General features: G+C 72.1%; 20 protein-coding genes. 11 read left to right on the top strand and 9 right to left on the bottom strand.

What is annotated here, in order from left to right; translation table 11 throughout:
• Positions 1-100: 100 nt before the first annotated feature.
• Positions 101-442: a YbaB/EbfC family nucleoid-associated protein gene (locus tag ACLZOT_RS21140; protein ID WP_416970660.1), complete on the bottom strand. Its 342-nt coding sequence runs from the start codon at positions 440-442 to the stop codon at positions 101-103.
• A gap of 371 nt (positions 443-813) precedes the next feature.
• On the opposite strand from ACLZOT_RS21140, the gene ACLZOT_RS21135 reads away from it, so the two are divergent.
• Positions 814-1,551 carry an SLATT domain-containing protein gene (locus tag ACLZOT_RS21135; RefSeq protein ID WP_416970659.1) on the top strand — a complete coding sequence of 246 codons (738 nt, stop codon included), beginning with the start codon at positions 814-816 and terminating at the stop codon, positions 1,549-1,551.
• Between the two features lie 85 nt (positions 1,552-1,636).
• Here the strand turns inward: ACLZOT_RS21135 and ACLZOT_RS21130 are convergent, their stop codons facing one another.
• The 3 genes from ACLZOT_RS21130 to ACLZOT_RS21120 all read right to left on the bottom strand — a co-directional run bounded on the left by ACLZOT_RS21130 (position 1,637) and on the right by ACLZOT_RS21120 (position 4,142).
• Positions 1,637-2,920, bottom strand: coding sequence for an ATP-binding protein (locus tag ACLZOT_RS21130; RefSeq protein WP_416970540.1), 1,284 nt, complete (start codon positions 2,918-2,920; stop codon positions 1,637-1,639).
• A gap of 48 nt (positions 2,921-2,968) precedes the next feature.
• Entirely contained in the window at positions 2,969-3,631 is a 663-nt protein-coding gene (locus ACLZOT_RS21125) for a response regulator transcription factor (RefSeq protein WP_416970539.1), read from the bottom strand.
• A gap of 61 nt (positions 3,632-3,692) precedes the next feature.
• The gene (locus ACLZOT_RS21120) at positions 3,693-4,142 is read right to left on the bottom strand and encodes a hypothetical protein (protein WP_416970538.1); all 450 of its coding nucleotides are present in this window, start codon (positions 4,140-4,142) and stop codon (positions 3,693-3,695) included.
• Between the two features lie 276 nt (positions 4,143-4,418).
• Here ACLZOT_RS21120 and ACLZOT_RS21115 point away from each other — a divergent pair, with 276 nt between their 5' ends.
• Positions 4,419-5,063, top strand: a complete 645-nt coding sequence (locus tag ACLZOT_RS21115; protein ID WP_416970537.1) for a hypothetical protein — start codon at positions 4,419-4,421, stop codon at positions 5,061-5,063.
• 62 nt (positions 5,064-5,125) lie between these two features.
• Complete coding sequence (locus tag ACLZOT_RS21110) at positions 5,126-5,500, top strand: barstar family protein (protein ID WP_416970536.1); 375 nt, start codon at positions 5,126-5,128, stop codon at positions 5,498-5,500.
• A gap of 11 nt (positions 5,501-5,511) precedes the next feature.
• On the opposite strand, the gene ACLZOT_RS21105 is transcribed toward ACLZOT_RS21110, so the two are convergent.
• The 4 genes from ACLZOT_RS21105 to ACLZOT_RS21090 all read right to left on the bottom strand — a co-directional run bounded on the left by ACLZOT_RS21105 (position 5,512) and on the right by ACLZOT_RS21090 (position 11,763).
• Positions 5,512-6,915 (bottom strand): M20/M25/M40 family metallo-hydrolase, encoded by a 1,404-nt coding sequence (locus ACLZOT_RS21105; protein WP_416970535.1) that lies wholly within the window; start codon positions 6,913-6,915, stop codon positions 5,512-5,514.
• Positions 6,916-6,983: 68 nt separating this feature from the next.
• Entirely contained in the window at positions 6,984-8,540 is a 1,557-nt protein-coding gene (locus ACLZOT_RS21100; RefSeq protein WP_416970534.1) for a substrate-binding domain-containing protein, read from the bottom strand.
• Positions 8,541-8,648: 108 nt separating this feature from the next.
• Positions 8,649-10,499, bottom strand: coding sequence for a protein kinase domain-containing protein (locus ACLZOT_RS21095; protein ID WP_416970533.1), 1,851 nt, complete (start codon positions 10,497-10,499; stop codon positions 8,649-8,651).
• A 109-nt stretch (positions 10,500-10,608) separates the two neighbouring features.
• Complete coding sequence (locus ACLZOT_RS21090) at positions 10,609-11,763, bottom strand: RNA-guided endonuclease InsQ/TnpB family protein (protein ID WP_416970532.1); 1,155 nt, start codon at positions 11,761-11,763, stop codon at positions 10,609-10,611.
• 522 nt (positions 11,764-12,285) lie between these two features.
• Between ACLZOT_RS21090 and ACLZOT_RS21085 the strand changes: the two genes are divergently transcribed.
• The 5 genes from ACLZOT_RS21085 (at position 12,286) to ACLZOT_RS21065 (ending at position 19,547) form a co-directional block, all read left to right on the top strand.
• Positions 12,286-13,989, top strand: a complete 1,704-nt coding sequence (locus tag ACLZOT_RS21085; RefSeq protein ID WP_416970531.1) for an amidohydrolase — start codon at positions 12,286-12,288, stop codon at positions 13,987-13,989.
• Positions 13,990-14,135: 146 nt separating this feature from the next.
• Positions 14,136-15,503, top strand: a complete 1,368-nt coding sequence (locus ACLZOT_RS21080; RefSeq protein ID WP_416970530.1) for an aspartate aminotransferase family protein — start codon at positions 14,136-14,138, stop codon at positions 15,501-15,503.
• Positions 15,504-15,684: 181 nt separating this feature from the next.
• Positions 15,685-16,389 (top strand): GntR family transcriptional regulator, encoded by a 705-nt coding sequence (locus ACLZOT_RS21075; RefSeq protein WP_416970529.1) that lies wholly within the window; start codon positions 15,685-15,687, stop codon positions 16,387-16,389.
• Positions 16,386-18,818, top strand: coding sequence for a glycosyltransferase (locus tag ACLZOT_RS21070; protein WP_416970528.1), 2,433 nt, complete (start codon positions 16,386-16,388; stop codon positions 18,816-18,818). The genes ACLZOT_RS21075 and ACLZOT_RS21070 overlap by 4 nt, the downstream gene beginning before the upstream one ends.
• Positions 18,819-18,896: 78 nt before the next feature.
• Complete coding sequence (locus ACLZOT_RS21065) at positions 18,897-19,547, top strand: hypothetical protein (RefSeq protein ID WP_416970527.1); 651 nt, start codon at positions 18,897-18,899, stop codon at positions 19,545-19,547.
• Positions 19,548-19,553: 6 nt separating this feature from the next.
• On the opposite strand, the gene ACLZOT_RS21060 is transcribed toward ACLZOT_RS21065, so the two are convergent.
• Entirely contained in the window at positions 19,554-19,844 is a 291-nt protein-coding gene (locus ACLZOT_RS21060; protein ID WP_416970526.1) for a hypothetical protein, read from the bottom strand.
• Positions 19,845-19,989: 145 nt separating this feature from the next.
• On the opposite strand from ACLZOT_RS21060, the gene ACLZOT_RS21055 reads away from it, so the two are divergent.
• Genes ACLZOT_RS21055 through ACLZOT_RS21045 form a run of 3 tightly spaced genes read left to right on the top strand, consistent with a single transcriptional unit; the run spans position 19,990 to position 22,117 of the window.
• Positions 19,990-20,427 carry a hypothetical protein gene (locus ACLZOT_RS21055; RefSeq protein ID WP_416970525.1) on the top strand — a complete coding sequence of 146 codons (438 nt, stop codon included), beginning with the start codon at positions 19,990-19,992 and terminating at the stop codon, positions 20,425-20,427.
• Positions 20,424-21,278 (top strand): pectate lyase, encoded by an 855-nt coding sequence (locus ACLZOT_RS21050; protein ID WP_416970524.1) that lies wholly within the window; start codon positions 20,424-20,426, stop codon positions 21,276-21,278. Before ACLZOT_RS21055 ends, ACLZOT_RS21050 begins: the two co-directional genes overlap by 4 nt.
• Positions 21,279-21,316: 38 nt before the next feature.
• Complete coding sequence (locus tag ACLZOT_RS21045) at positions 21,317-22,117, top strand: GH12 family glycosyl hydrolase domain-containing protein (RefSeq protein WP_416970523.1); 801 nt, start codon at positions 21,317-21,319, stop codon at positions 22,115-22,117.
• Positions 22,118-22,137 lie beyond the last annotated feature (20 nt).

The following is a 22,137-nucleotide window of genomic DNA, read 5'->3' as shown; positions in this document are numbered from 1 at the left end:
TCAGTGCGTACGGTAGTTGCCGGGTGCCCCTCCCAGAAAGGCGACCGGCGTGAATGGAGCCGGTAGCTCTCAGGTAGGGGTGGGGGGGGTAGGGGGTGGGTCAGAAGGGCAGGCCCGGGATTCCGCCGCCGCCGAGGCCCTGGGCCAGCGGGCCGAGCTTCTGCTGCTGGAGGTTCTGGGCGTTCTGGTTGGCCGCCTGGACGGCCGCGACGATCAGGTCGGCGAGGGTCTCGGTGTCCTCCGGGTCCACCGCCTTCGGGTCGATGTGCAGGGCGCGCAGCTCGCCGGAGCCGGTGACCGTGGCCTTCACCAGGCCGCCGCCCGCCTGCCCGTCGACCTCCGTGTTCGCCAGCTCCTCCTGGGCGAGCTGGAGGTCCTGCTGCATCTTCTGCGCCTGCTGGAGCAACTGCTGCATGTTGGGCTGGCCACCACCGGGAAACACCATCGGCTCCTGTGTCGTACGACGTCGGGGGCGGGGGTATCCCGCTCGGCACGAGCCTACGTGGTCTGTGCGGGCGCTGCCCCGGCACTCTTTCGAGTGAGTCTGTTCCACGGCCTATACCTGATCAAGGCCCACTTCCGGGCGTAAAACCGGCGAAACCTTCCTCTTCGCCACCCATTGGGAGGTAGGAAGGGGCAGACGCACCGACACGGGGCGTCATGGCACCACGGGGTGCCGTCCGGCGGTATACGGCGACACGGTCGCGCCGCGGGGTCGCCTTGTAGCCCTCGGGAGGTAGCTCCCGGGGTGGGTCGGGTCAGGCAGTGGGAACGGGGTTCAGGAGGGAGTGCCGGGTGGGTCAGCAGCCGGAGATGCAGCCCGAGGGTCCGCCTCAGGACGGACGGGACGAGGGGGCGGCCGGGCTGCGGCCGGGCGATCTGACCGGGCGGACGTTCCCGCACGGCGACTGGGGCGAGCCCGCGGTACGGCTCGACGAGCTGTACCGGTGGGTGGAGCAGGGGGCGCTGGAGACGGCCGCCTGGTACCTCGCCGACCGGGGCTGGAAGCGGCGGGGCGCGCGCACCCTGCGGGGTACGGCGGCGGGGGGCGCGGTCGTCGGTGCCGCCCTGCCGCTGCTCGACCTGGCCGGCCTGCTGTCCGGCGCCTCGCCCTGGGGCTACCTCGCCCTGCTGATCGCCGTGTCCTGCGTCGCCGTGGACCGCTCCTTCGGGCTGACCTCGGGGTGGATGCGGGACGTCGCCACCGCGCAGGCCGTCCAGCGGCGGCTCCAGGTGCTCCAGTTCGACTGGGCCTCCGAGAGCGTCCGCGAGGTGCTGGGGCCGGCCGAGGGGACCGCCGGGGAGGCGGCCGAGCGGTGCCTCGGGGTGCTGCGCCGGTTCTCCGAGGACGTCACGGACCTGGTCCGGACGGAGACGGCGGACTGGATGATCGAGTTCCGTACGGCGTCCACGTCGCTGGCGCTCCAGACGACCGCGCCCTCCGTCCCCCGGCAGGACGCGCCCGGTCCGCATCCGGGACGGTTCTCGCCGCCGCCGGTGAACGGGACGCGGCCGAACATGCCGAGGCAGCGGCCGCCGGAGCCGCGGTGAGGTGAGGGGGCGGGGCTGTGGCTCTCCGGTACTACCCGGGTACGACCAGGTCCCCGGCAGTCCGAGGCGCCGTAGCTCGCCGGTACTACACGGGGACTACGGCGCCCGCATCCTCGTACCCGCACTCCGTCGCCGTATCCCCCGTACTCCCCGTACCCCCTGTATCCCCCGCCGGCAGGTACAGGGCCGCCTCCGCGCCGCCCTCCGGGTGGTTGCGGAAGACCAGGCGGGCGCCGAGGAGGCGAGTCTGACCGGCGGCGATGCTGAGGCCGAGGCCCGTGCCGGGGGAGGTGCGGGCGGTGCGGAAGCGCTGGGGGCCTGAGGTGGTGAGGACGGCGAGGGCGTCGGGCGGGAAGCCGGGGCCGTGGTCGCGGACGCGCAGGACGGGGCCGTCGGGGCCGCGGTCGACGTCGACGGTGACGGGGGCCGCGCCGTGGCGCAGCGCGTTGGTGACCAGGTTGGTGAGGACGCGTTCGACCCGGCGCGGGTCGGTCTCCACGAGGGTGTCCGCGGCGATGCGCACCCCGACCCCTTCGAGCCCGGCGACCGCGCGCCGCGCCATCGCGCTGACCTGCCGGTGTTCGGTCTCCACGACCGCGACCCGGGCGTCGAGGCGGGCGATCTCCAGGACGTCCTCGACGAGCCCTTGCAGTTTGCGGACCCCGCCCGTGACGAGGTCGGCGGCCGGCCCGGGCGGCAGCAGACCGGCGGCGGTGACCATGACGGAGACGGGTGTGCGCAGCTCGTGCGCGATGTCGGCGGTGACGCGCCGCTCGGCCTCCAGGCGGGCGCCGAGCGCGTCGGCCATGGCGTTCATGGACTCGGCGAACCGGGCGATCTCGTCGTGGCCGTGCGGGCGGACGCGGGCGTCGAGGTCACCGTGGGCGATGCGTTCCGCCGTCCGGGCGGCGGCCGTGGCCCGGCGGCCCATCCGTACGCCGAGGGCGAGGCCGAGCAGGGCGACGGCGCCGGTCGCGGCGGCTCCGGCGGTGACCAGCGTCCGGTCCAGGTCGGCGAGCGCGGCCGTCTCACGGCCGTAGGGGCGCCGCAGTGCGAGGACGGTGCGGTCGGAGACCCGGGTCGCCGCCCACAGCACGGGGTGCGTACCGCTGTGGAGGTAGGTCCCCCGTACCCCCTGGCGGATCAGCCGGGTGAGGGGTGCGGGCAGGTCGGGCGGGTCGAGGCGGGCGGCGGTCTCGCGGCCGGCGGCGTGGTCGTAGGCGGCGGCGACGAGCTGGCGGTCCAGGTCGGCGCGGGCGGTGGCGAGCTGGTCGGCGGCGGTGATGCGGTGGACCAGCAGGCCGACGGCGCCCGCGACGCAGACGGCCGCGGCAGCGACGGCGAGCGCCACCTTCGTACCGATGTTCATGGCGTTCCTCTGGGTCCCCTGGTTCTCGGGTCGTAGAGCTCTAGTACGTCAGGGGCGCAGCTTGTAGCCGAAGCCGCGGACCGTCTCGATGCGGTCGTGGCCGATCTTGGCGCGCAGCCGCCGGATGTGGACGTCGACGACGCGGGTGTCGCCGGTCCAGGCGTAGTCCCAGACCCTCTCCAGGAGGAGGTCGCGGGTGAGGACCGTGCCGGGGGAGGCGGTGAACTCCTGGAGGAGGCGGAGTTCGGTGGTGGTGAGGGAGAGGGGTGCGCCGCAGCGGTACGCGGTGAGGGAGACGGGGCAGAAGTCGAGGTCGCCGAAGGTGAGGCGGGCCGTGCGGGGGGCCGCGGGGGCGGCGCTGCGCAGGAGGCAGCGGACGCGGGCGGCGAGGACCAGGCCGTCGAAGGGCTTGGTGACGTAGTCGTCGGCGCCGGCCTCCAGGCCCATCACCACGTCGACGGGGTCGTTGCGGGCGGATATCAGCAGGACGGGTACGCGGGACTCGTCGCGGATGCGGCCGGCCAGGCTGACCCCGTTCAGGCCGGGGAGCATGATGTCCAGGACCGCCACGTCGGGCCGGTGCGCACGGAAGAGGGCGAGGCCGGCCGTGCCGTCGGCGGCGGTCCGTACGGCGTACCCGCTGCTCTCCAGGGCGAGGCGGGTGGCCTCCCGGATCAGCTCGTCGTCCTCTACGAGCAGGACCTCGTGCATGGCTGTACTCCCGGGGTAGGGGGTCTAGGGGTACTACGCGGGTACTACGGGCCGGCGCTTCTCACGCCTTGGGCACCCCGAGTCGTACGGGTCCTACGTCCAGGGCCCAGCCGGGGGCGGGCGGGTGGTCCGGGGTGAGGACCGCGTGGCTGTAGTACGCGGCGTACTCGCGGCGGACCAGGCCGGTGAGGACGAGGCCCGCCGGGAAGGAGGGGGAATCGCCGTGGGGGCAGCCGGAGACGCAGGCGAAGTCGACGACGAGGCCGGTCGCGACGGCGCGGGGCGTGCCCCAGCCGCGCCACGTCAGGCCGTACAGGGTGGTGGTGTCGGTGAGGTCCACGACGTCGGGGTGCTGCCGGGGGATCGAACGGGCGTCGTCGAGGTAGGCCGGGCCGGTCCAGGGGATCGCGGTCGGGGCCGGCCCCTCGGCCCGGGCGCCGCCGGAGACCGTGCCGCATCCCGTGGGCCCGAGGACGAGCAGGACCGCCAGCACGGGTATGACATACCGCATGCCGTGCTCCTCTCCGCGCCTTCGGTGGTCTGGACCGCCTTTACAGGAAGAGCACCACTGTGACCCGATTCGAGCGAACAAGCCATGTACTGACATTAAGGATCAGGCAAAAGGTGGAAACGCTCCCACATTTCGGTAACAGTCGGCCGTCATTTTCCGACCACGAGCTGTGATCCGGCCTCCGGACCGCTGCCACACACGGCTGGTTCCTTGTGCCGCACCGGGGCCGTCGGCCTCGGGAAACGGCAGAACTCACAACGAGCCAAGGAGCACGAGGTGTCGACCTCCCCCGCCCCGGTGTCCGCGCCCGACGCGGAACGCCGCAAGAAGCCCCGGCTGCGTGGCCGCCGGGCCCTGACCGTCGCGGGCGTACTGCTCGCCCTCGTCGGCGGCGCGGCCGGCACGGCGATCGCGCAGCCGCCGCCCGGCGCCTGCCGCCAGTGGTGCAACAACCCGCCCGGCGGCACCCCGACGATCACGAACCAGGAGTGGGACGCCGCCGAACAGGCCGCCGACTTCTGGGCGAACCACCGCGTCGACCCCCATTTCTCGTGGGGCGTGGGGCAGTTGGACGCGGCCAACGGCCATGGCTGGCCGGGGCAGGCGGACGGCGGGCGCTGGTTCGACTTCTGGGACAGCGTCGCGCACGCCACCCGGTACATCTACTACGGCGGCCGCTTCAACGACCGCGGCGGCGACCTCGCCTCGTTCGAGCAGCAGGCGCGCGGCGAGTCGTCGTCCCGTGCCTTCTCGACGGGCAACGGGCGTACCGCGCCCTACATCGAGTACGACATCGACGAGCACACCTCGACGCGCGGGCAGGACCGCGGGCTGCGCCGCATCATCCGCAACCCGCTGACCGGGAACGTCTTCGCGACCTGGGACCACTACCAGACGTTCGCCTGGCTCGGTAAGTACTGACCGTTGCTCCGGGGGTGCGGCACCGGCCGCACCCCCGGCAACTCGAAAGGCAGGGCCGTCAGTTGACCCGTACGACCCCTTGGATCCGCCCGCTCGCCGAGGCTCCGGCCACCGCGCGCGAGGTGAGCGGGGCGCACAGCCGCACCCGCCAGGACCTGTTCACCGAGTGGAGCGCCTCACTCGGCTTCCCCGGCCATTTCGGCCGCAACTGGGACGCGTTCACGGACTGTCTGCGCGACATCGTGCCGACGGCGGTCGTCGTCCGGGACGCGGGCGCTCTCCTCGCCGACGCGCCGCAGCTCGAACTCGCCGTGCTCGTCGACGTGTTGGCGGAGGCCGCGGGCGACGACAGCGCCACCCCGCGCCTCCTCCTCTTCCTGGACGACACCCCGGACCGCCTCGCGTCCCTCAACACCCGTATGGCACAGGGCAGTTGACCGGCTCTCCGCTAGGACTGCGGTGAGGGGAACGCCACCGGTCCGCGCAACCCCGCCCGGTTCACGGCCCGTACGCCGAAGAACACGTTGTCCTTCGACAGGTCCACCTCGTACGACGTCACGTCCCCGGCGTCGACGACGTGCGTCCACTCGGGCGCCGTCGTCTCGCGCCAGACGACCTCGTAGCCGGCGAGGTCGGCCTCGGTGCCCCGACTCCACACCAGGCGCGTCGAGTTGGTGAGCGCCGAGGTGACGATCCGGGTGCCGAGCGGCGCTCCCGGCGCCTGGGCCAGGGTCCACAGCGCGGCGGCGTTCACCCGGGCGACGCGGGCCGTGTAGGCGAAGTCGCAGAACTCGGGGAGGTCCCCGAACTGCCGGCCGTCCTCGACGCGTACGTCCTGGTGCTGGTGGGCGAAGTCCTCGGCGGGCTCGGTGAACCGCAGCGCCGGGTAGCCGTTCTCCAGGAACGGGATGTGGTCGCCGCCGCGCAGATAGCGGTCCCGGCGGTAGATCACCCGGACGTTCATGCCGGTGGCGTCGTTGTCGGCGACATCCCTGACGAACCGGGCCAGTTGACGGGTCGCGGAGTCGTTCTCCCCGCCCACCGAGCGCCGTACGGCGGCCTGTTCGGGCGTCTCGGAGGTGGGCACGCCCTCCGCGAAGAGGCGGACGGTGTAGGGGTCGCGGCTCCCGTCGTCGGCGGTCGAGCTGCCGACGATGTCGTTGGTGAACATCGCCCGTACGTCCGCCCCCGCGCTCTTCAACTGCCGTGCCAGATAGCCGGATCCGTACAGTCCCTGCTCCTCCCCCGCGACCGCCGCGAACACGATCGTCGACGCCGGCCGGCGCCGCGCGAACACCCGCGCCAGCTCCAGCACTACGGCCACCCCGGAGGCGTCGTCGTCCGCGCCCGGCGCGTCGGACACGGCGTCCATGACGTCGCTGACGCGCGAGTCGTAGTGCCCGGAGACGACGTGCACCCGCTCGGGGGTGACCGAACCCCGCAGCGTGGCAAGGACGTTGGTGATCCGGGTGGGGGCGGGGATCCGGGGTCCCGGTTCCTGGACGTACGACTGGAGCTCGACCGTCATCCGGCCGCCCGACTCGGCCGCGCAGGACCGGAGTCGGTCGTGGATCCAGTCGCGGGCGGCGCCGATGCCCCGGGCCGGGTCGTCCTGGGCGGAGAGGGTGTGCCGGGTGCCGAAGGAGACCAGGGCGCGGACCGTCGCCTCGATCCGGGCCGGGTCCAACTCCTTGAGCAGAGCTCTGAGTTCGCGGCCGGGGCGCTGGGCGGTCGCGGGGTGGCGGGTGTCGGGCCGGCCTGCGGCGCCGGCCTCGCCGGCCGTCGCACCGAGGGCCGCGGCGGTGGCCGCTGTCGCGGTGAGGACGGTGCGCCTGGTGGGGGTGGGGGGCATGGCTCCTCCTGGGGCGGTGTCCTGCCGATGCTCCTGGACACCGCGCGGGGGCGGCAAGAGGGCCTTGTTCAGGGCGAGTTGGCGGGCTGGACGGTCTCCGCGCACAGTTGCAGGCCCTGTGGGCTCCAGCAGGGCAGGTGGCCGTGGGAGCGGATGGTGGTCTGGCCCGAGCCCCGGATGAGGTAGGTCAGGAAGTTCGCGGCGAGGGAGCCGGCGGGCGGGTTGCCGTACGTGTAGGCGTACTCGATCTCGCGGTACGGGTAGGCGCTGGTGCCCTGTTCGATGGCCTTGAGGTCCGGGGCGTCGGCGTCGAGGGAGAGGGGGTGCAGGCCCTTCGTTCGCCGGGCGACGTTCAGCTCGCTGTAGCCGATCGCGCCGGAGGTCTTCCGGATCTGCGCCAACACCTGGGCCGTGGAGTCGAGTTCGCAGCGGACGGGCCCCTTCTGCGGCGCGTAGTCCCGCTTCACGCAGTCGGAGGAGGTGTTCTCCATCTCGCTGCGGCCCAGCACCCGGCGCTGGAAGACCTGCCGGGTACCGGAGTTGGCGTCCCGGCTGACCATCCGCACCGGCAGGTCGGGGCCGCCCACCTGGCGCCAGTTGGTGATCTCGCCCCGGTAGACGCGCCGTACGGAGTCGGTGGAGAGGTTCTTGATCCGCACGTCGTCGCTCACGACGAGCGCGAAGACCGAGAGCGCCGCCCGGTCCTCCGTGAGCGCGTCCATGGCCGCGAGCCTGGGGCCGTCGGAGAGCGCGATCAGGGGCGGGAAGCCGGCGCCCCGTCCGCCGCCCGCCGACACGAGGTCGCGCAGACCGGCGGTCGAGCCGTGCGCGTCGACCTCGATCGTCGCGCCCTCGCAGGCGTGCTCGAACCGTTCGGCGACGTCCCGTACGACCGGGGCGAAGGCGGTCGAGCCGGTGACGGTCAGCTTCCCCCGCGCGCACTCGACGGGCGGCGGGGTGTCGTCGCGGGCCACGACGATCGCCGCGAGCGTGACCACGCAGACCGTCAGCAGCACCGAGATCGTCCGCGCCGCCCGGCTGAACAGCGGGGGTACGTCGTCCGGGGTAGCACTGCGGTTGGGGTGGACCTCCCCCTCACGTATGCCGCCGTACAGGCGGATGGGGCTGCCGACGTCGCCGCCCGAGAGCAGGACGAGCAGCTTGTAGTGGTCGCCCCGGTTCAGGGGGACGCGCGGGATGCGCAGCGTGTGGCCGTCGTAGCCGAAGCCCCGGGCCTCGGTGAAGTGGTCCATCAGATGGTCGGTGTCGGTCGGCTGGGTGACCGTTACGCCCTTGACGGTGCGGTCGGTGAACACCGCGGTCAGACCGTGGAGCTCGGGCGAGGTGTAGTCCTCGCGGTCGATGCCCTGCGAGCCGTCGTTCTCGATCCGCAGCAGGACCAGCGTCGCGTCGGCCATGTCCGGGGTCTCCTCGAAGAGGCCCAGCCGTCTGTTGGCGCGGCCCGAACGGGCGTCGTCGCCAATGGGGTTGTCCATCTGGACGCGGTAGCCGATACGCCGACGACGCGGCACCCGGCGCTCGTACCAGACCATCACCCCGGAGGCGACGATGCCGACCAGAGCCGTGCCGACGGCCACCGTGTTCTCCGCGTTCAGCCACTCCACTGGGCTCCCCCGCCACCGCCGACCGCCGGACCGTGCCGTCACGGTACGTGCGCGCGGAGGGCGTACGCCCGGACAAACCGGGCCAACTCCCTTGTGTTCGCCGGACGTTCACCCCTTGGTGTAAGTCAGCTTCTCCCCGGTGGCGGTACTGACCCGTTCCAGGGCGCCGCCCGGGAGGAGCGTCACCTCGGTGGCCGCGCCCGGCGTGCAGGAGGAGAGGGGCCGGCCGGTGGTGACCCGGGAGGGGCCGTAGGCCAGCGGGCCGTCGCCGGTGGCCGGGCGGCGGGTCAGTGTCGCCGTGAACTCGCAGTGGTAGCCGGGGCCTTCGGCGACCAGGGTGAGCGCCGCGGAGCCCGGTTCGCCCTGGACGATGGTGAGTTCGCGGGTGCTCGTGGTGTCGATGGTCGCCTTCCAGGTGCCCAAGTAGGCGGCGGGGACGGCGCCTTGGCCCTCGCCACCGGCTCCCGAGGGGCTCGGGGAGCCGGCGGGATCCGGGGCGGGCGAGGCGGTGCCGGAGGCCGTCGGGGAGGGGTCGGGGGTCCTCGCCTCGGGGGTGCCGTCGCCGTTCAGCAGCGCGTAGACGGAGGCGCCCGCCGCGACGGCGACGACCAGGGCCACGGCTATGAGGAGGGCGGTGGCACGGTTGTTGCGGCGGGGGGCGGGCTCCTCCGGGGGGTACGGGGAGTACGGGCCCGGGCCGTAGGGGGCGTACGGGTTGGGGGTCAGGTGTGCGGGCTGGCCGTAGGGGGTGGCGGGGGCTGTCGTACCCGTAGTACTTCCGGGGTACGACGGTCCGCTCCCGTACGGGGCCTGCGGCGCGTGGCCGTACCCCGGCGCGGGCTGCGGGTGCTGCTGGGGACGGCCGTACGCGGGGTGGTCCGGCGCGGCGCCCGGGGCGGCGGACGGGTACGGCGGACCGGCCGGCGGGCCCTCGCCCCTGCTGGGTGTGCCGCCCTCGGTGCCCCGGGGGCCGGAGTGCTCGGGGACCGCCTCGGCCGGGCCGTCCTCCTCGCCGGGCCCCTCGATGTCGAGCAACTGCACGGCGTGACGCCCGAGTTGGGCCACCAGGCCGCCCGGCAGCCAGGGGTCGCGGGAGCGGCCGCCGGAGACGGTGTCCTCGGCGCCGATGCCCTCCAGGATCGCGTCCAGGGAGGGCCGGGCGGCGGGGTCCTTGCGCAGGCAGGCGAGGACCAGGTCGGCGATGCCCTCGGGGACGCCCGTGAGGTCGGGTTCGTCCTCGGCGATGCGGAACATCAGCGCCGGGAGCCCGCTGTCGGCGTTGCCGAAGGGCAGTGAGCCGGTCGCCGCGAACGCGAGCACGGACCCGAGACAGAACACGTCGGACGCGGGGGTGATCCGCTCACCCCGTACCTGCTCGGGCGCCATGAACCCGGGTGACCCGATCATCACCCCCGTAAGAGTTAGCTCCGGAGTATCCCCCTCCAGGGCGCGGGCGATCCCGAAGTCGATGACGCGGGGGCCGTCGATGGTGACCATGACGTTGGACGGTTTGAGGTCGCGGTGGACGATGCCCGCCGCGTGGATGTCCTGGAGCGCGTGCGCGAGCCCGGCGGCGAGGATGCGCACGGACCGCTCGGGCAGCGGTCCGTGGTCGTGGCCGACCACCTGCTGGAGGCTCGGCCCCGCGACGTACCCGGTGGCCACCCACGGCATGCCGGCCTCGGTGTCGGCGTCCAGGACGGGCGCGGTCCAGTGGCCGCCGACCCGGCGCGCGGCGGCGACCTCCTGCCGGAACCGCTCCCGGAACTCCTCGCGGGCGGCGAGTTCGGCGCGGACCAGCTTCACGGCGACCGTACGGCCGCGGTCCGACCGGGCTAGGTAGACGTGGCCCATGCCTCCGCCCCCGAGGCGCGCGACCAGCCGGTACTCCCCGGTCCGCCCCCGCAGCCGAAACCCCGGTGAGATCCCCATCGGATCCCCCGCGCCCAGCTTCTCCATCGCCGCTGCCCGCCTTCCCCCCGCACACGTGAACGGGCCGAGAATAATCGGGCGGCACGAGGAGGCGTACGGCGCGGTGTCGACGGTTCCTTGACGTGCTCCCTGGTCTCTAAAGTCCAGGGATTCCGGCCCGGGCCGTCTGTCGGCTTCCTGCTTCACCGCGCTGTGCGGGCACGTGTGCCCGTCCTACCGGCGCTCCACAGGCGTTTCGTGTCTCCGCCCGCCCGGCGGCGACGATCCGGCGTCCCTCGAAGAGGACATTGCGGCCCGCATTGTGGTCACGGTCGTGCACGGTGCCGCACGCGCCGCACGTCCACTCCCGGACGTGCAACGGTTTGGGGCCGTCCCGGAACCCGCAGGCCGAGCAGACCTGCGAGGACGGAAAAGCCCGGCCCACCTTGACGAACGTACGGCCGTGCCTGGCCGCCTTGTACTCCAGCATCCCCACGAACGCGGACCGTCCCGCGTCGTGCACGGACTTCGCGAGCCGGGTACGGGCCAGGCCGGACACCGCGAGGTCCTCCACGCACACCGCTTGGTTGTCGCGAATGATCTGCGTGGACACCTTGTGGTGGAAGTCCCGGCGCCGGTCCGCCACCCTGGCATGCTGGCGCGCGACCTTGATGCGGGCCTTGGCCCGGTTCTTCGACCCCTTGGCCTTCCGGGACAATTCCCGCTGAAGACGCCGGAGTTTCTTCTCCGCCCGGCGCAGGAAACGCGGACTGGCGATCTTCGTCCCGTCGGACAGGACGGCGAAGGCGGACAGGCCGAGGTCGATACCGGTGTCGGCGTCCACGCCGGGGAGGATGTCCGGCCCGGTGTCGACGACGAAGCTGAGGAAGTACCGGCCGCAGCTGTCCCTGGTGACCGTCAGGGAGGTGGGCGCGGCCGGGAGCCGACGGGACCACGTGACCTTGAGGTTGCCGACCTTGGCCACGTACACCGTGCCGTTCGCCTGGAGGGAGAAGGCGTTGGTGTTGAGGCGGACCGACTGCCGGGTGCCCTTCTTCGACTTGAAACGGGGCGGACCGACCTTGCGGCCTTTCCGCTTGCCCGTGATCGAGTCGAAGAAATTCTTGTAAGCCGTGTCCAGGTCCCGCAGGGACTGCTGGAGGACGACCGCCGACACGTCGGCGAGCCAGGCTCGTTCGGCGGTGCGTTTGGTCTGGGTGATCCGCAGCCGGGACAACTCGGCCGACGTCACGTACGGCAGCCCCGCCGCGTGCGCCTCCCTTCGGTCACGCAGGCAGTCGTTCCACACCACACGCGCACACCCGAACGCCCTCGCCAGCGCACCAAAGATCGAAATTGATCGATAATTTGTTCTATTTTCTGTATCTGGCTGATCTGGGATCAGGCTTCCATCCCAAGGTCGCCGCCAACGGCGCCATCACACACGGACACCTGTGGTCACCCTCGTACTTCTCCGCAACGTGCGGCGGAACGTGCACGTCAGAGCAGTCTTGAGATGCATTCATCCCCGGTGTGAACGCCGGGGCTTTCTGCAAGGAACCCGGTAACAGGGGGCGAGGGTGGGGTCGTACTACCTCCGGAGGCAGGTAGGGGATACCTGTAGTACCCCTACCGACCTCGCCCTCGGTGCTCCACGAAGAACGCGAGGTGTTCGCGCCCCGGCCGCAGCAGTCCGTCGCGGACGGCAAGTGCCCCGTCCCCGCCGGTCGGTATTTGTACGGATGGCCAACTCCCGTCGATGCGCCTTTCCTTGACGGCACCCCGCGCTCCCATCCCGCACCCCCACGGCACCGCCCCCCGAAAAGAGGCCCGTATGCCCGGCACCACCCCCACCCCCACCCTCGTCCTCACCGGCGGCCAAGTCCTCACAGCCGACCGGGACTTCACCCGCGCCGAGGGTGTCGCCGTACGCGGCCGCGAGATCCTCGCGACCGGCACGGACGCCGAGATGCGCGCCCTGGCCGGCCCGGGCACCCGCGTGATCGGCCTCGGCGGCCGGACCGTCCTGCCCGGCATCAACGACTCGCACCTGCACGGCGCCGCGTACGCACTGATGCGCCCGCCGTTCGCCCTCGACGTCGGACACCCGGCGGTGACCTCGATCGCGGACATCGCCCGAGCGGTACGCGAAGCCGCCCGGACCGTCCCACCGGGCGAGTGGATCATCGGCCTGGGCTGGGACGCCGGTTACCTCGCGGAGTGCCTCGCCGACCCGCGCCGCTTCCCGCACCGCCGCGACCTGGACGCCGTCGCCCCCGGCCACCCGGTCTGCCTGACGGACTTCTCGCAGCACATGGTGTGGGCCAACAGCGAGGCCCTGCGCCGCTGTCGGGTGGACGCGGCATCAACTCCCCCTCCTGGCGGGGTGATCGACCGCGACCCGGACGGCACCCCGGCCGGCATCCTGCGCGAGGCGGCGGGCGGACTCGTCCAGGCACACCTCCCCGCCCCCACAACTGCCCAGCGCCGCAAGGCGATCGCGGGCATGATCGGCGAACTCCACGCCCGCGGCATCACGAGCTACACCGAGCCCGGCCTCGGCCCCGGCGGCGACGGCAGCCTCTTCGGGGGCCTCGGCACCGACAACTGGACCGCGTACGACGCCCTCGCCCGGGACGGTGAACTGGCGGCCCGCGTCAGCGTGTTGCTGCTGCCCGCGCCGATGGGGGGCAGCGCCGACGACGTCCGCGAGGGCCTGCGCACCCTGGCCCGTCCCGCCTCGCCCGACCCCCGGCTGCTGAACGCGATCGGCGTCAAGATCTTCGCCGACGGGGTGCCGCCGAACCGCACGGCGTGGATGAACGACCCCTATCCGCAAGGCGGTCACGGCGCGCTGTGCGTGCACGGCGACACGCCCGCCCTCCAGGTCGCGGAGCTGCGCGAGATGATCGGCGTCGCGCACCGGGCGGGTTTCCAGCTCGGCGTGCACGTCACCGGCGACCGGGCGATCGACACGGTCGTGGACGCCTTCGCCACCGCGCAGGCCGCCCACCCGCGGTCCGACGCCCGCCACTACGTCATCCACGGCGACTTCATCGGCCCGGCCGCCCTCGCGAAACTGGCCGCGCACGGGTACGGCGTGAACATGAACCCGGCCATCAAGTGGACCGTCTCGGACCTGATGGACGAGGTCGTGGGCGCCGAGCGCTCCGCGTACCAGTGGCCGGTGCGGTCCGCCGTCGAGGCCGGGGTCCGGGTGTGCGCGAGCTCGGACGCCCCGATCACCGAGCCGGACTGGCGGCAGGGGGTCGCCGCGATGATGCTGCGCGAGTCCAAGGGCAGCGGCCGGGTCAGCGGCCCCGGGCAGCGCGTCCCGCTCGCCACCGCCGTACGCGCCTACACCTCCGTACCCGCCTGGCAGGACTTCGCCGACGGCTGGAAGGGGACGGTCGAGCCGGGGAAGGCCGCCGACCTGTGTGTCCTGGACCGGCCGCTCGCGGATCTGGACCCGCACGACATCCCCGGGGTGAGGGTCGACCTCACGGTCTTCGACGGGCGGGTGGTGTACGAACGCTGAGGTCGCCGGCGGTGCCGGGCTACCCCGTGAGGGGTACCCGGGTAGTACCTGAGCCCCTCACCCCCGACAATCTGTCGCGGATTCCTCACCCCCACAGCACAGGACGCCGATACCTTTCCGCATCGCGGACATTTACGCTCACTCCCATGACCCTTGAGACCGACCCCCAGGCCGGCGCCGCAGTGAAGGCGGCGGACCGTGCGCACGTCTTCCACTCCTGGTCCGCCCAGGACCTCATCGACCCGCTCGCCGTGGCCGGCGCACAGGGGTCGTACTTCTGGGACTACGACGGCAACCGCTACCTCGACTTCACCAGCGGCCTCGTCTTCACGAACATCGGCTACCAGCATCCGAAGGTCGTCGCCGCGATCCAGGAGCAGGCGGCGAAACTCACCACGTTCGCCCCGGCGTTCGCGGTCGAGGCCCGCTCGGAGGCGGCCCGGCTGATCGCCGAGCGGACCCCCGGCGACCTGGACAAGATCTTCTTCACCAACGCGGGCGCGGACGCCGTCGAGCACGCGGTCCGGATGGCCCGGCTGCACACCGGCCGCCCCAAGATCCTCTCGGCGTACCGCTCGTACCACGGGGGTACGCAGCAGGCCGTCAACCTCACGGGTGACCCCCGCCGCTGGGCCTCGGACACCAGCTCCGCCGGGGTGGTCCACTTCTGGGCCCCCTACCTCTACCGCACGCGGTTCTACGCGCAGACCGAGGAGGAGGAGACCGCGCGCGCCCTGGAGCACCTGGAGACGACGATCGCCTTCGAGGGCCCGGCGACGATCGCCGCCGTGATCCTGGAGACGATCCCCGGCACCGCCGGCATCATGGTCCCCCCTCCAGGCTACCTCGCGGGAGTGAGGGAGCTGTGCGACAAGTACGGCATCGTCTTCGTCCTGGACGAGGTCATGGCCGGGTTCGGGCGGACCGGCGAGTGGTTCGCGGCCGACCTCTTCGGCGTCGTACCGGATCTGATGACCTTCGCGAAGGGTGTCAACTCGGGGTACGTCCCGCTGGGCGGGGTGGCCATCTCGGGAGCCATCGCGGAGACGTTCGCGAAGCGGCCCTACCCCGGAGGTCTGACGTACTCGGGTCATCCCCTGGCCTGTGCGGCGGCGGTCGCGACGATCAATGTCATGGCCGAGGAGGGCGTCGTCGAGAACGCGAAGCGGCTCGGCGCGGACGTCGTGGGGCCCGCGCTGCGCGAGCTGGCCGCGCGGCACCCGAGCGTCGGCGAGGTCCGCGGGACCGGCATGTTCTGGGCGCTGGAGCTGGTGCGCGACCGCGAGACGCGCGAGCCGCTGGTGCCGTACAACGCGGCCGGTGAGGCGAACGCGCCGATGGCCGCCTTCGCCGGCGCCGCGAAGAAGAACGGCCTGTGGCCCTTCGTCAACATGAACCGCACCCACGTCGTCCCGCCGTGCAACGTCACCGAGGAGGAGCTGAAGGAGGGCTTCGCCGCTCTGGACGCGGCACTCTCCGTCGCCGACGAGCACACGGTCGAGCACTCGGCTTAACCCTGGGGTCGTAGCGGGGTACCCCTGCGGGGGTATCCCGCGATGAGGGCTTCTCTCGATTCGAACGCGTAAGGTGGCGTGCTCGTAGGTATAGGCGAGTACGTCACCCCACGGGCTCCGGCGACACCCCGCCGGCCGGCCACGCGTCGAACGTGACGAAGGACGAAGGAGGCCCCCGACCATGTCCGCCGGCAGCGGCAACGGCGCCGTGACCCGCAGCACCCTGCGGCAGCAGATCGCCGAGGCCCTTCGCGACGAGGTGCTGGGGGGCCGGCTCCAGCCGGGCCAGGAGTTCACGGTCAAGGAGATCGCCGAACAGTACGGGGTCTCCGCGACCCCGGTCCGCGAGGCGCTCGTGGACCTCTCCGCGCAGGGGCTCCTGGAGGCCGACCAGCACCGGGGGTTCCGGGTCCACGAGTACTCCGTCGCGGACTACCGGGGGATGGTCGAGGCCCGCTCGCTCGTCATGGAGGGCATGTTCCTGGCCGCCGAGCGGGACAGCGCCAAACTGCGCGACCCCGGGGAGCCGGAGGTGGCCGCCGCGATCGCCGGGGTACGCCGCAGGGGTGAGGAGGCGCAGCGGGCCGCCGCCGCGGGTGACCTCACCGTACTCATCGGGTACGACCTGAGGTTCTGGCGGGAGCTGAGCAGCCTCTTCGGCAACCCCTACCTCGCCGACTTCCTCAACCGGCTGCGCGTGCAGTCCTGGGTCTGCGCCGTCCAGCACCTGCGCCGGCTGACCGATCTGCGCGGCCACCTCTGGTCCCGCCACACCGACCTCATCGACGCCCTCGCCTGCCACGACACGGTCACGGCGCGGGCGCTCCTCGACGAGTACAACAGGGATTCGGTGGCGCTGATCGAGCGACTGGCCACCGCCGGATGAGCCGGACGAAACCGGACCGGGCCACGGCACAGCCCGACCTCTCCGTCGTCGTCCCCGCGTACAACGAGGAACACCGCCTCTCCCCCACCCTCGACGCCGTCATCGCCCACCTCGGCCAAACACCCTCCCGCACCTGGGAGTTGATCGTCGTCGACGACGGCTCGACGGACGCCACCGCCGCCCTCGTCACCGGCCGGGCGGCCCACGACTCCCGGGTCAGGATCGTCAACTCCCCCGAGAACAGGGGCAAGGGGCATGCCCTGCGGCTCGGGGTGGCCGCCTCCCGGGGCCGCCGCGTCCTCGTCACGGACGCCGATCTCGCCACCCCCGTCGAGGAGTTGGAGCACCTGGAGAAGGAGCTGACGGACGGCGGCGCGGCGATAGCCTCCCGCTCCGCGCCCGGTGCCACGATCGAGGCCCGCCCCAGCCGCCCGCGCCGACTCCTCGGCAGCGCGGGCAACTTCCTCATCCGCCGCACCACGCTCCCCGGCATCCGCGACACCCAGTGCGGCTTCAAGCTGTACGACGGCGAGGCCGCCCGCGACGCCTACGTCGCCTCGCGTCTCGACGGCTGGGCGACCGACGTCGAGGTGCTGCGCCGGCTGCGCCGGGGCGGCCGTACGGTCACCGAGGTCCCGGTGCGCTGGGCGCATCAACCGGGTTCGAAAGTCCGCCCGTTGGACTACCTCCGCTTCCTCGCCGACCTGATACGCCTGAACCGCTCCGGTGTCCTCGCCGCGCTGCTGTTCCTCGCGTTCTCGGTGTTCCTGTACTCGGGCCGCTTCTTCGACCCGGACGGCCGCTATCTCACCGACTCCCTCCAGGACCAGAACCAGTGGGAGTGGTTCTTCGCGGTGACCGCGGACAACGTCGCGCATCTGCGCAACCCGCTGTTCACCGACCTCCAGGGCTACCCCGACGGCGTCAACCTCATGGCGAACACGGTGATGTTGGGCCTGTCTGTGCCCCTCACCCCCGTAACGCTCCTGCTGGGCCCGGCAGTTGCGCTCAGCCTCTGTATGACGCTGGGTCTCGCGGTCACGGCGGTCGCCTGGTACCGCCTGCTGCTCAAGCGAGTTGTGCCTCACCGCCATCGCCCCGCCGCGTTCCTCGGCGCGGCCCTCGCCGCGTTCGCGCCGCCGATGGTCAGTCATGCCAACGCGCACCCCAACTTCGTCGTCCTGTTCCTGATCCCGCCGATCGTCGAACGCGCCCTGCGCCTGTGCGAGGGCACCCGCCCGACGCGGGACGCGATCGTGCTCGGCCTGCTGGCGGCGTACCAGTGCTTCCTGGGCGAAGAGGCTCTGCTGCTGGCCGCGTTGGGGATGACCGTCTTCGCCGTCGCGTACGCCGCCGTACGGCCGGGCGTCGCGCGGCGGGCGGCGCCCGGGCTGCTGCGGGGGCTGGCGGTCGCGGCGTCGGTGTGCCTGCCGGTCGTCTGCTACCCGCTGCTGTGGCAGTTCCACGGACCGCAGAGCTACTCCGGCATCGACCACGGCGAGAACGCGGGCAACAGCCCGCTCGCGCTGCTGTCGTTCGCCGAGCGCTCGCTGCTCGCCGGGGACGCCGTGCGGGCGGACGCGCTCTCCCTGAATCCGACCGAGCAGAACGCCTTCTACGGCTTCCCGCTGGTCCTGCTGGCGCTCGCGGTCACCGTCCTGCTGTGGCGTAGTACTCCGGTGGTACGGGCCCTGGCGGCCACGGCTCTGGTCGCCGCGCTGCTGTCCCTCGGTCCCCGGATCGGCGTACCTCTCACGGATGTGGTCCTTCCGGGGCCCTGGGCGCTGCTCGGGCGGCTCCCGCTGCTCGACTCGGTGATCGAGGGGCGGGTGGCGATGGTCTGCGCGCCCGTCCTCGGGATGCTGGCCGCGCTCGCCGTGGAGCGGCTGGTGCGGCGGCCCCGCCGGGAGCGGTACGCCGGGCTCGCGGCGGTCTGCGTGGCGCTGCTGCCGCTGGTGCCGGCGCCGCTGAGGTCCGAACCCCGGGCCGCCGTACCCGCGTTCTTCGCGGACGGCGCCTGGAAGGCGTACGTACGGGGCGGGGAGACCCTCGTCCCCGTCCCCCTGGCGGATCCGCTGGACGCCGGGGCGCTGCACTGGCAGGTGGTCGCGGGGCTGGGCTTCCGGATGCCGGGCGGGTACTTCAACGGGCCGTACGGGGACGGGGACCGGACCGGGGTGTACGGGGTTCCCCTGAACTTCACCTCGGGGTTGTTCGCCGACGTCCACGCGACCGGTGTAGTACCTGTGGTGGACGCGGCGGCACGACGGCAGGCGCGGACCGATCTCGCCGGCTGGCGGGCGGGGGCGCTGGTCGTACCCCCAGGGCGGTACGCCGAGCAGGTGCGTGAGACCGTGGAGAAGCTGGTGGGGCGGCCCGGTGAGCGGGTGGGCGGCGTATGGGTATGGGACCTGCACGAGGGGAGCTGACGGAAGCGGCAGCGACTACCCTTCCCAGACTGGACGAGCGCGCTGAGTGACTTCGAATTTCGGATGAGGAGTACTTCTTTGGCCTGTGACCTGTGGCTGGTACCGCTCGTGGACGTGTTGTGCCACACCCCCGACAACCCGTTCGCGGACGAACTCGCGCAGTACAACAACGTGCTCGCCGAGAGCGGGCTCCCGCCGGTGCCGGTGTACCAGTACATGCCGGGCCTGTCCGGTGAGGTCGCGCCGGTGGCGGGGTTCGACTACGACGCGCTGCATTTCCTGCGGCGCGTCTACCTGTTGCAGGTGTGCGGACTGCCGGTGACGCCGGTCGGTGAACTCGGCGGGGACTACGAACAGTTGCTGGAGATGTTCGAGGGGACCGCGCAGCAGTCGCACCTGGTGTGGCACTACGACCACGCGGGCGCGTACGTGCCGGTGGACTTCCCGGCGCCGCTGTCCAACGACGAACTCCTCGCCGGGGGCGGCCCGTTGGGCTCCTCGCAGGCGCTGCTGCGGGAGCTGGAGTACGTCGCCCCCTCGATCGGCATCGACCCGGCCAACCCGCCGGCGCCGCCGCAACCCCCGTCGGCGCCCACCGAGTTGGAGGAGCCCGCGGGCCCCGCGCCGTACGATCCCAGCCCCTTCGCCCGGGAACGGCACGTGTGGCTCGGGCTGCACGCGGCGGCGACGCGGAGTCTGGCGCAGGGTTCGATGATCGTGTTCAGCTGAGGCGGTTCAGGTGAGCCGGGAGAGACCCCTCGCGAGGTCCTCCCGGTTCATCACCGGGGTCACGTCGATCTCGGCGCCGAAGTCGAGGAAGAAGGGCTCGCCGATCTTCGGCAGCTCGGAGCTGTCCTGGACGTCGAGGACCAGGAAGGCCGTACGCCGGCCGTGGTCCAGGGTGAAGTAGGCGGCCTCCGGGTTCAGTTGGCCGAGTGCCTCCTCCATCAGCTGGGGCATCTTGCCGGTGCGGATCGCCTCGTTGGCCCGTTCGGTGTCGAGGGACGCCTTGAGAAGTACGCGCATGGGACTCACCTTCTCGGTCCCGCCCAGGATATGCCCGTTACGTACCGAATACACCCTCTTCGCTCCGCTCCCGGCCTGACCCGCCCACCCCCCGGTCAGCTCATCGAAAATGCGGGCAATCCGGTCATACCGTAGATCTTCTCGCATGAAGATCCGCACACCCCTGCGCGCCCTGCTGCCTCTGGGTGCCCTCGCGGCGTCGGCGCTGGTGACCCTGTCACCCGTCCCGGCCGCCGCCTCGACCCCCCTCGCGGCCCCCGCGGCCGCCCCGTCCTCCACCCTCGTCCGGCTCCCGGCCGGCTACTGCTGCCACGACCTGAGGACCGCCGGCGACCCCGCCGTCAAGCCCGTCCTCGACCACGCGGGCCTGAGCGTCCCGGCGGACGTGGCCGTCGGGATCGGCTGCCACCACCAGAACTTCACCGAGGAACAGCACGTCGAGGAGTGCGACAGCGTCCCGCTGGAGTGCGTCGCCGACGCCGAGGCGGGCCGCTGGGGCCTGGTCGGCCTGGGCTGCGTCCCGGCGGGCTCGTCGCCCGAGGTCCAGCACCACCGCACCCGCCAGGAGGTGGCGGCCCGATGACCAGGCACCCTCTCGACCGGCCCCACGGGACGACGTACCCCCGCCTGCGTACGGCGGCCCTGCTCGGCGCCGGCCTCGCCTGCGCCGCGGCGCTGCTGACCGCCCCCGCGGCGGCCGTGGACGGCGCGGCCCCGGTTACCACGTCCGTGGTAGCCCCCGCGGCCTCCTGGCCCGCCGCCAAGCGCACCCAGAAGACCGACCGCACCATCGCGGTGACCGGCACCCGCAACTACGACTTCACCCGCTTCGTCGCCTCGGGCTCGCTCGGCGGCGGCGGCCAGGCCGAGAACCAGAAGCCGATCCTGGAACTCGCGGACGGCGCCACCGTCTCGAACGTGATCATCGGCGCCCCGGCCGCCGACGGCATCCACTGCCGGGGCACCTGCACCCTGAAGAACGTCTGGTGGGAGGACGTCGGCGAGGACGCCGCCACCTTCAAGGGCACCAAGGGCTCGCAGACGATGACCGTCGACGGCGGCGGCGCGCGCAAGGCCGCCGACAAGGTGTTCCAGCAGAACGGCCCCGGCACGTTCGTCATCCGCAACTTCGAGGTGAGCGACTTCGGCAAGCTGTACCGCTCCTGCGGGGTGTGCAAGACGCAGTACCAGCGCCACGTCCAGCTCGACAACGTCACTCTGACGACCCCTGGCAAGGAGGTCGTCGGCATCAACCCGCAGCCGTACGGCGACACCGCGCGCCTCACCCGGATCACGATCGTGGGCGACCCGCAGCGCAAGATGGCTGTCTGCTCGAAGTACCGGGGCGTCACCTCGGGCGAACCGACGAAGATCGGTTCGGGCCCCGACGGACGCAACTGCATCTACCGCACGTCCGACATCACCTACCGGTGAACACCGGCGCACCCTCGGTGCCCCAGAGGAGATCCCCCGTGAAACGCGTCGCAACTCCCCGCCGCCTGCTGGCACTTGCCGCCGCGGCGGCCGTCACCACCCCGCTGCTGCTCGCCCCGCAGGCCGCCGCCCGCGCGGCCGACGTCTGCGCGAACTTCAACACGGTGAGCATTCCGCCGTACTACCTCAACAACAACGTCTGGGGCGCCAAGAACGCCTCCGGCAAGGAGTGCACCTGGCTCAACTCCTACCGCGGCGGCAAGGCCAACTGGGAGACGTCCTTCGACTGGACCGGCGACCGGACCAGCGTGAAGGCGTACGGCAGCATCGTGCTGGGCTGGCACTGGGGCTGGAAGGAGAAGAACACCAAGCTGCCGGTACGCCTCAACAGCGGCCGTAAGGTGACCTCTTCCTGGAACTTCAACATCACCCAGGAACGGCCGACCGTCATGAACGTCGCCTACGACGTGTGGTTCCACACCAAGTCCAACCCGGACTGGCAGGACCAGCCGCACGACGAGATGATGGTCTGGCTCAACCGCCAGAACGGCGCGGGCCCGCTCGGCACCAAGCGGGAGACGGTGAAGGTCGGCGGCACGTCGTGGGACCTGTACGTCGGGAAGATCGTGAACCCGAGCAGCAGTTGGAACGTCTACTCGTTCGTCCGCACCGCCAACACCAACGGCGCGACCACGGACCTCACGGCCCTCGCCAACACCCTGGTGAGCAAACGCCTGTTGGCGAACACCTCGTACCTGACGAGCGTCGAGGCGGGTACTGAAGTCTTCACCGGCAAGGGCAAGTTGAGTACGTCGTCGTACTCGGTGAGCGTGGGCTGACGGGAGGGTGAGGGCTCCCC

The sequence above is a fragment of the Streptomyces sp. 4F14 genome (assembly GCF_048159485.1).
Classification (GTDB): domain Bacteria; phylum Actinomycetota; class Actinomycetes; order Streptomycetales; family Streptomycetaceae; genus Streptomyces.
Note: the sequence above shows the minus strand (reverse complement) of the source record. Positions and strands in the feature narration are given on the sequence as shown.

What these genes read in the sequence shown, in the direction of transcription:
- ACLZOT_RS21055 (WP_416970525.1), top strand. Translation starts at nt 19,990, where the DNA reads ATGAAGATCCGCACACCCCTGCGCGCCCTGCTGCCTCTGGGTGCCCTC.
- ACLZOT_RS21060 (WP_416970526.1), bottom strand. Translation starts at nt 19,844, where the DNA reads ATGCGCGTACTTCTCAAGGCGTCCCTCGACACCGAACGGGCCAACGAG.
- ACLZOT_RS21120 (WP_416970538.1), bottom strand. Translation starts at nt 4,142, where the DNA reads ATGCGGTATGTCATACCCGTGCTGGCGGTCCTGCTCGTCCTCGGGCCC.
- ACLZOT_RS21105 (WP_416970535.1), bottom strand. Translation starts at nt 6,915, where the DNA reads ATGCCCCCCACCCCCACCAGGCGCACCGTCCTCACCGCGACAGCGGCC.
- ACLZOT_RS21135 (WP_416970659.1), top strand. Translation starts at nt 814, where the DNA reads ATGCAGCCCGAGGGTCCGCCTCAGGACGGACGGGACGAGGGGGCGGCC.
- ACLZOT_RS21095 (WP_416970533.1), bottom strand. Translation starts at nt 10,499, where the DNA reads ATGGAGAAGCTGGGCGCGGGGGATCCGATGGGGATCTCACCGGGGTTT.
- ACLZOT_RS21130 (WP_416970540.1), bottom strand. Translation starts at nt 2,920, where the DNA reads ATGAACATCGGTACGAAGGTGGCGCTCGCCGTCGCTGCCGCGGCCGTC.
- ACLZOT_RS21085 (WP_416970531.1), top strand. Translation starts at nt 12,286, where the DNA reads ATGCCCGGCACCACCCCCACCCCCACCCTCGTCCTCACCGGCGGCCAA.
- ACLZOT_RS21075 (WP_416970529.1), top strand. Translation starts at nt 15,685, where the DNA reads ATGTCCGCCGGCAGCGGCAACGGCGCCGTGACCCGCAGCACCCTGCGG.
- ACLZOT_RS21050 (WP_416970524.1), top strand. Translation starts at nt 20,424, where the DNA reads ATGACCAGGCACCCTCTCGACCGGCCCCACGGGACGACGTACCCCCGC.
- ACLZOT_RS21080 (WP_416970530.1), top strand. Translation starts at nt 14,136, where the DNA reads ATGACCCTTGAGACCGACCCCCAGGCCGGCGCCGCAGTGAAGGCGGCG.
- ACLZOT_RS21070 (WP_416970528.1), top strand. Translation starts at nt 16,386, where the DNA reads ATGAGCCGGACGAAACCGGACCGGGCCACGGCACAGCCCGACCTCTCC.
- ACLZOT_RS21125 (WP_416970539.1), bottom strand. Translation starts at nt 3,631, where the DNA reads ATGCACGAGGTCCTGCTCGTAGAGGACGACGAGCTGATCCGGGAGGCC.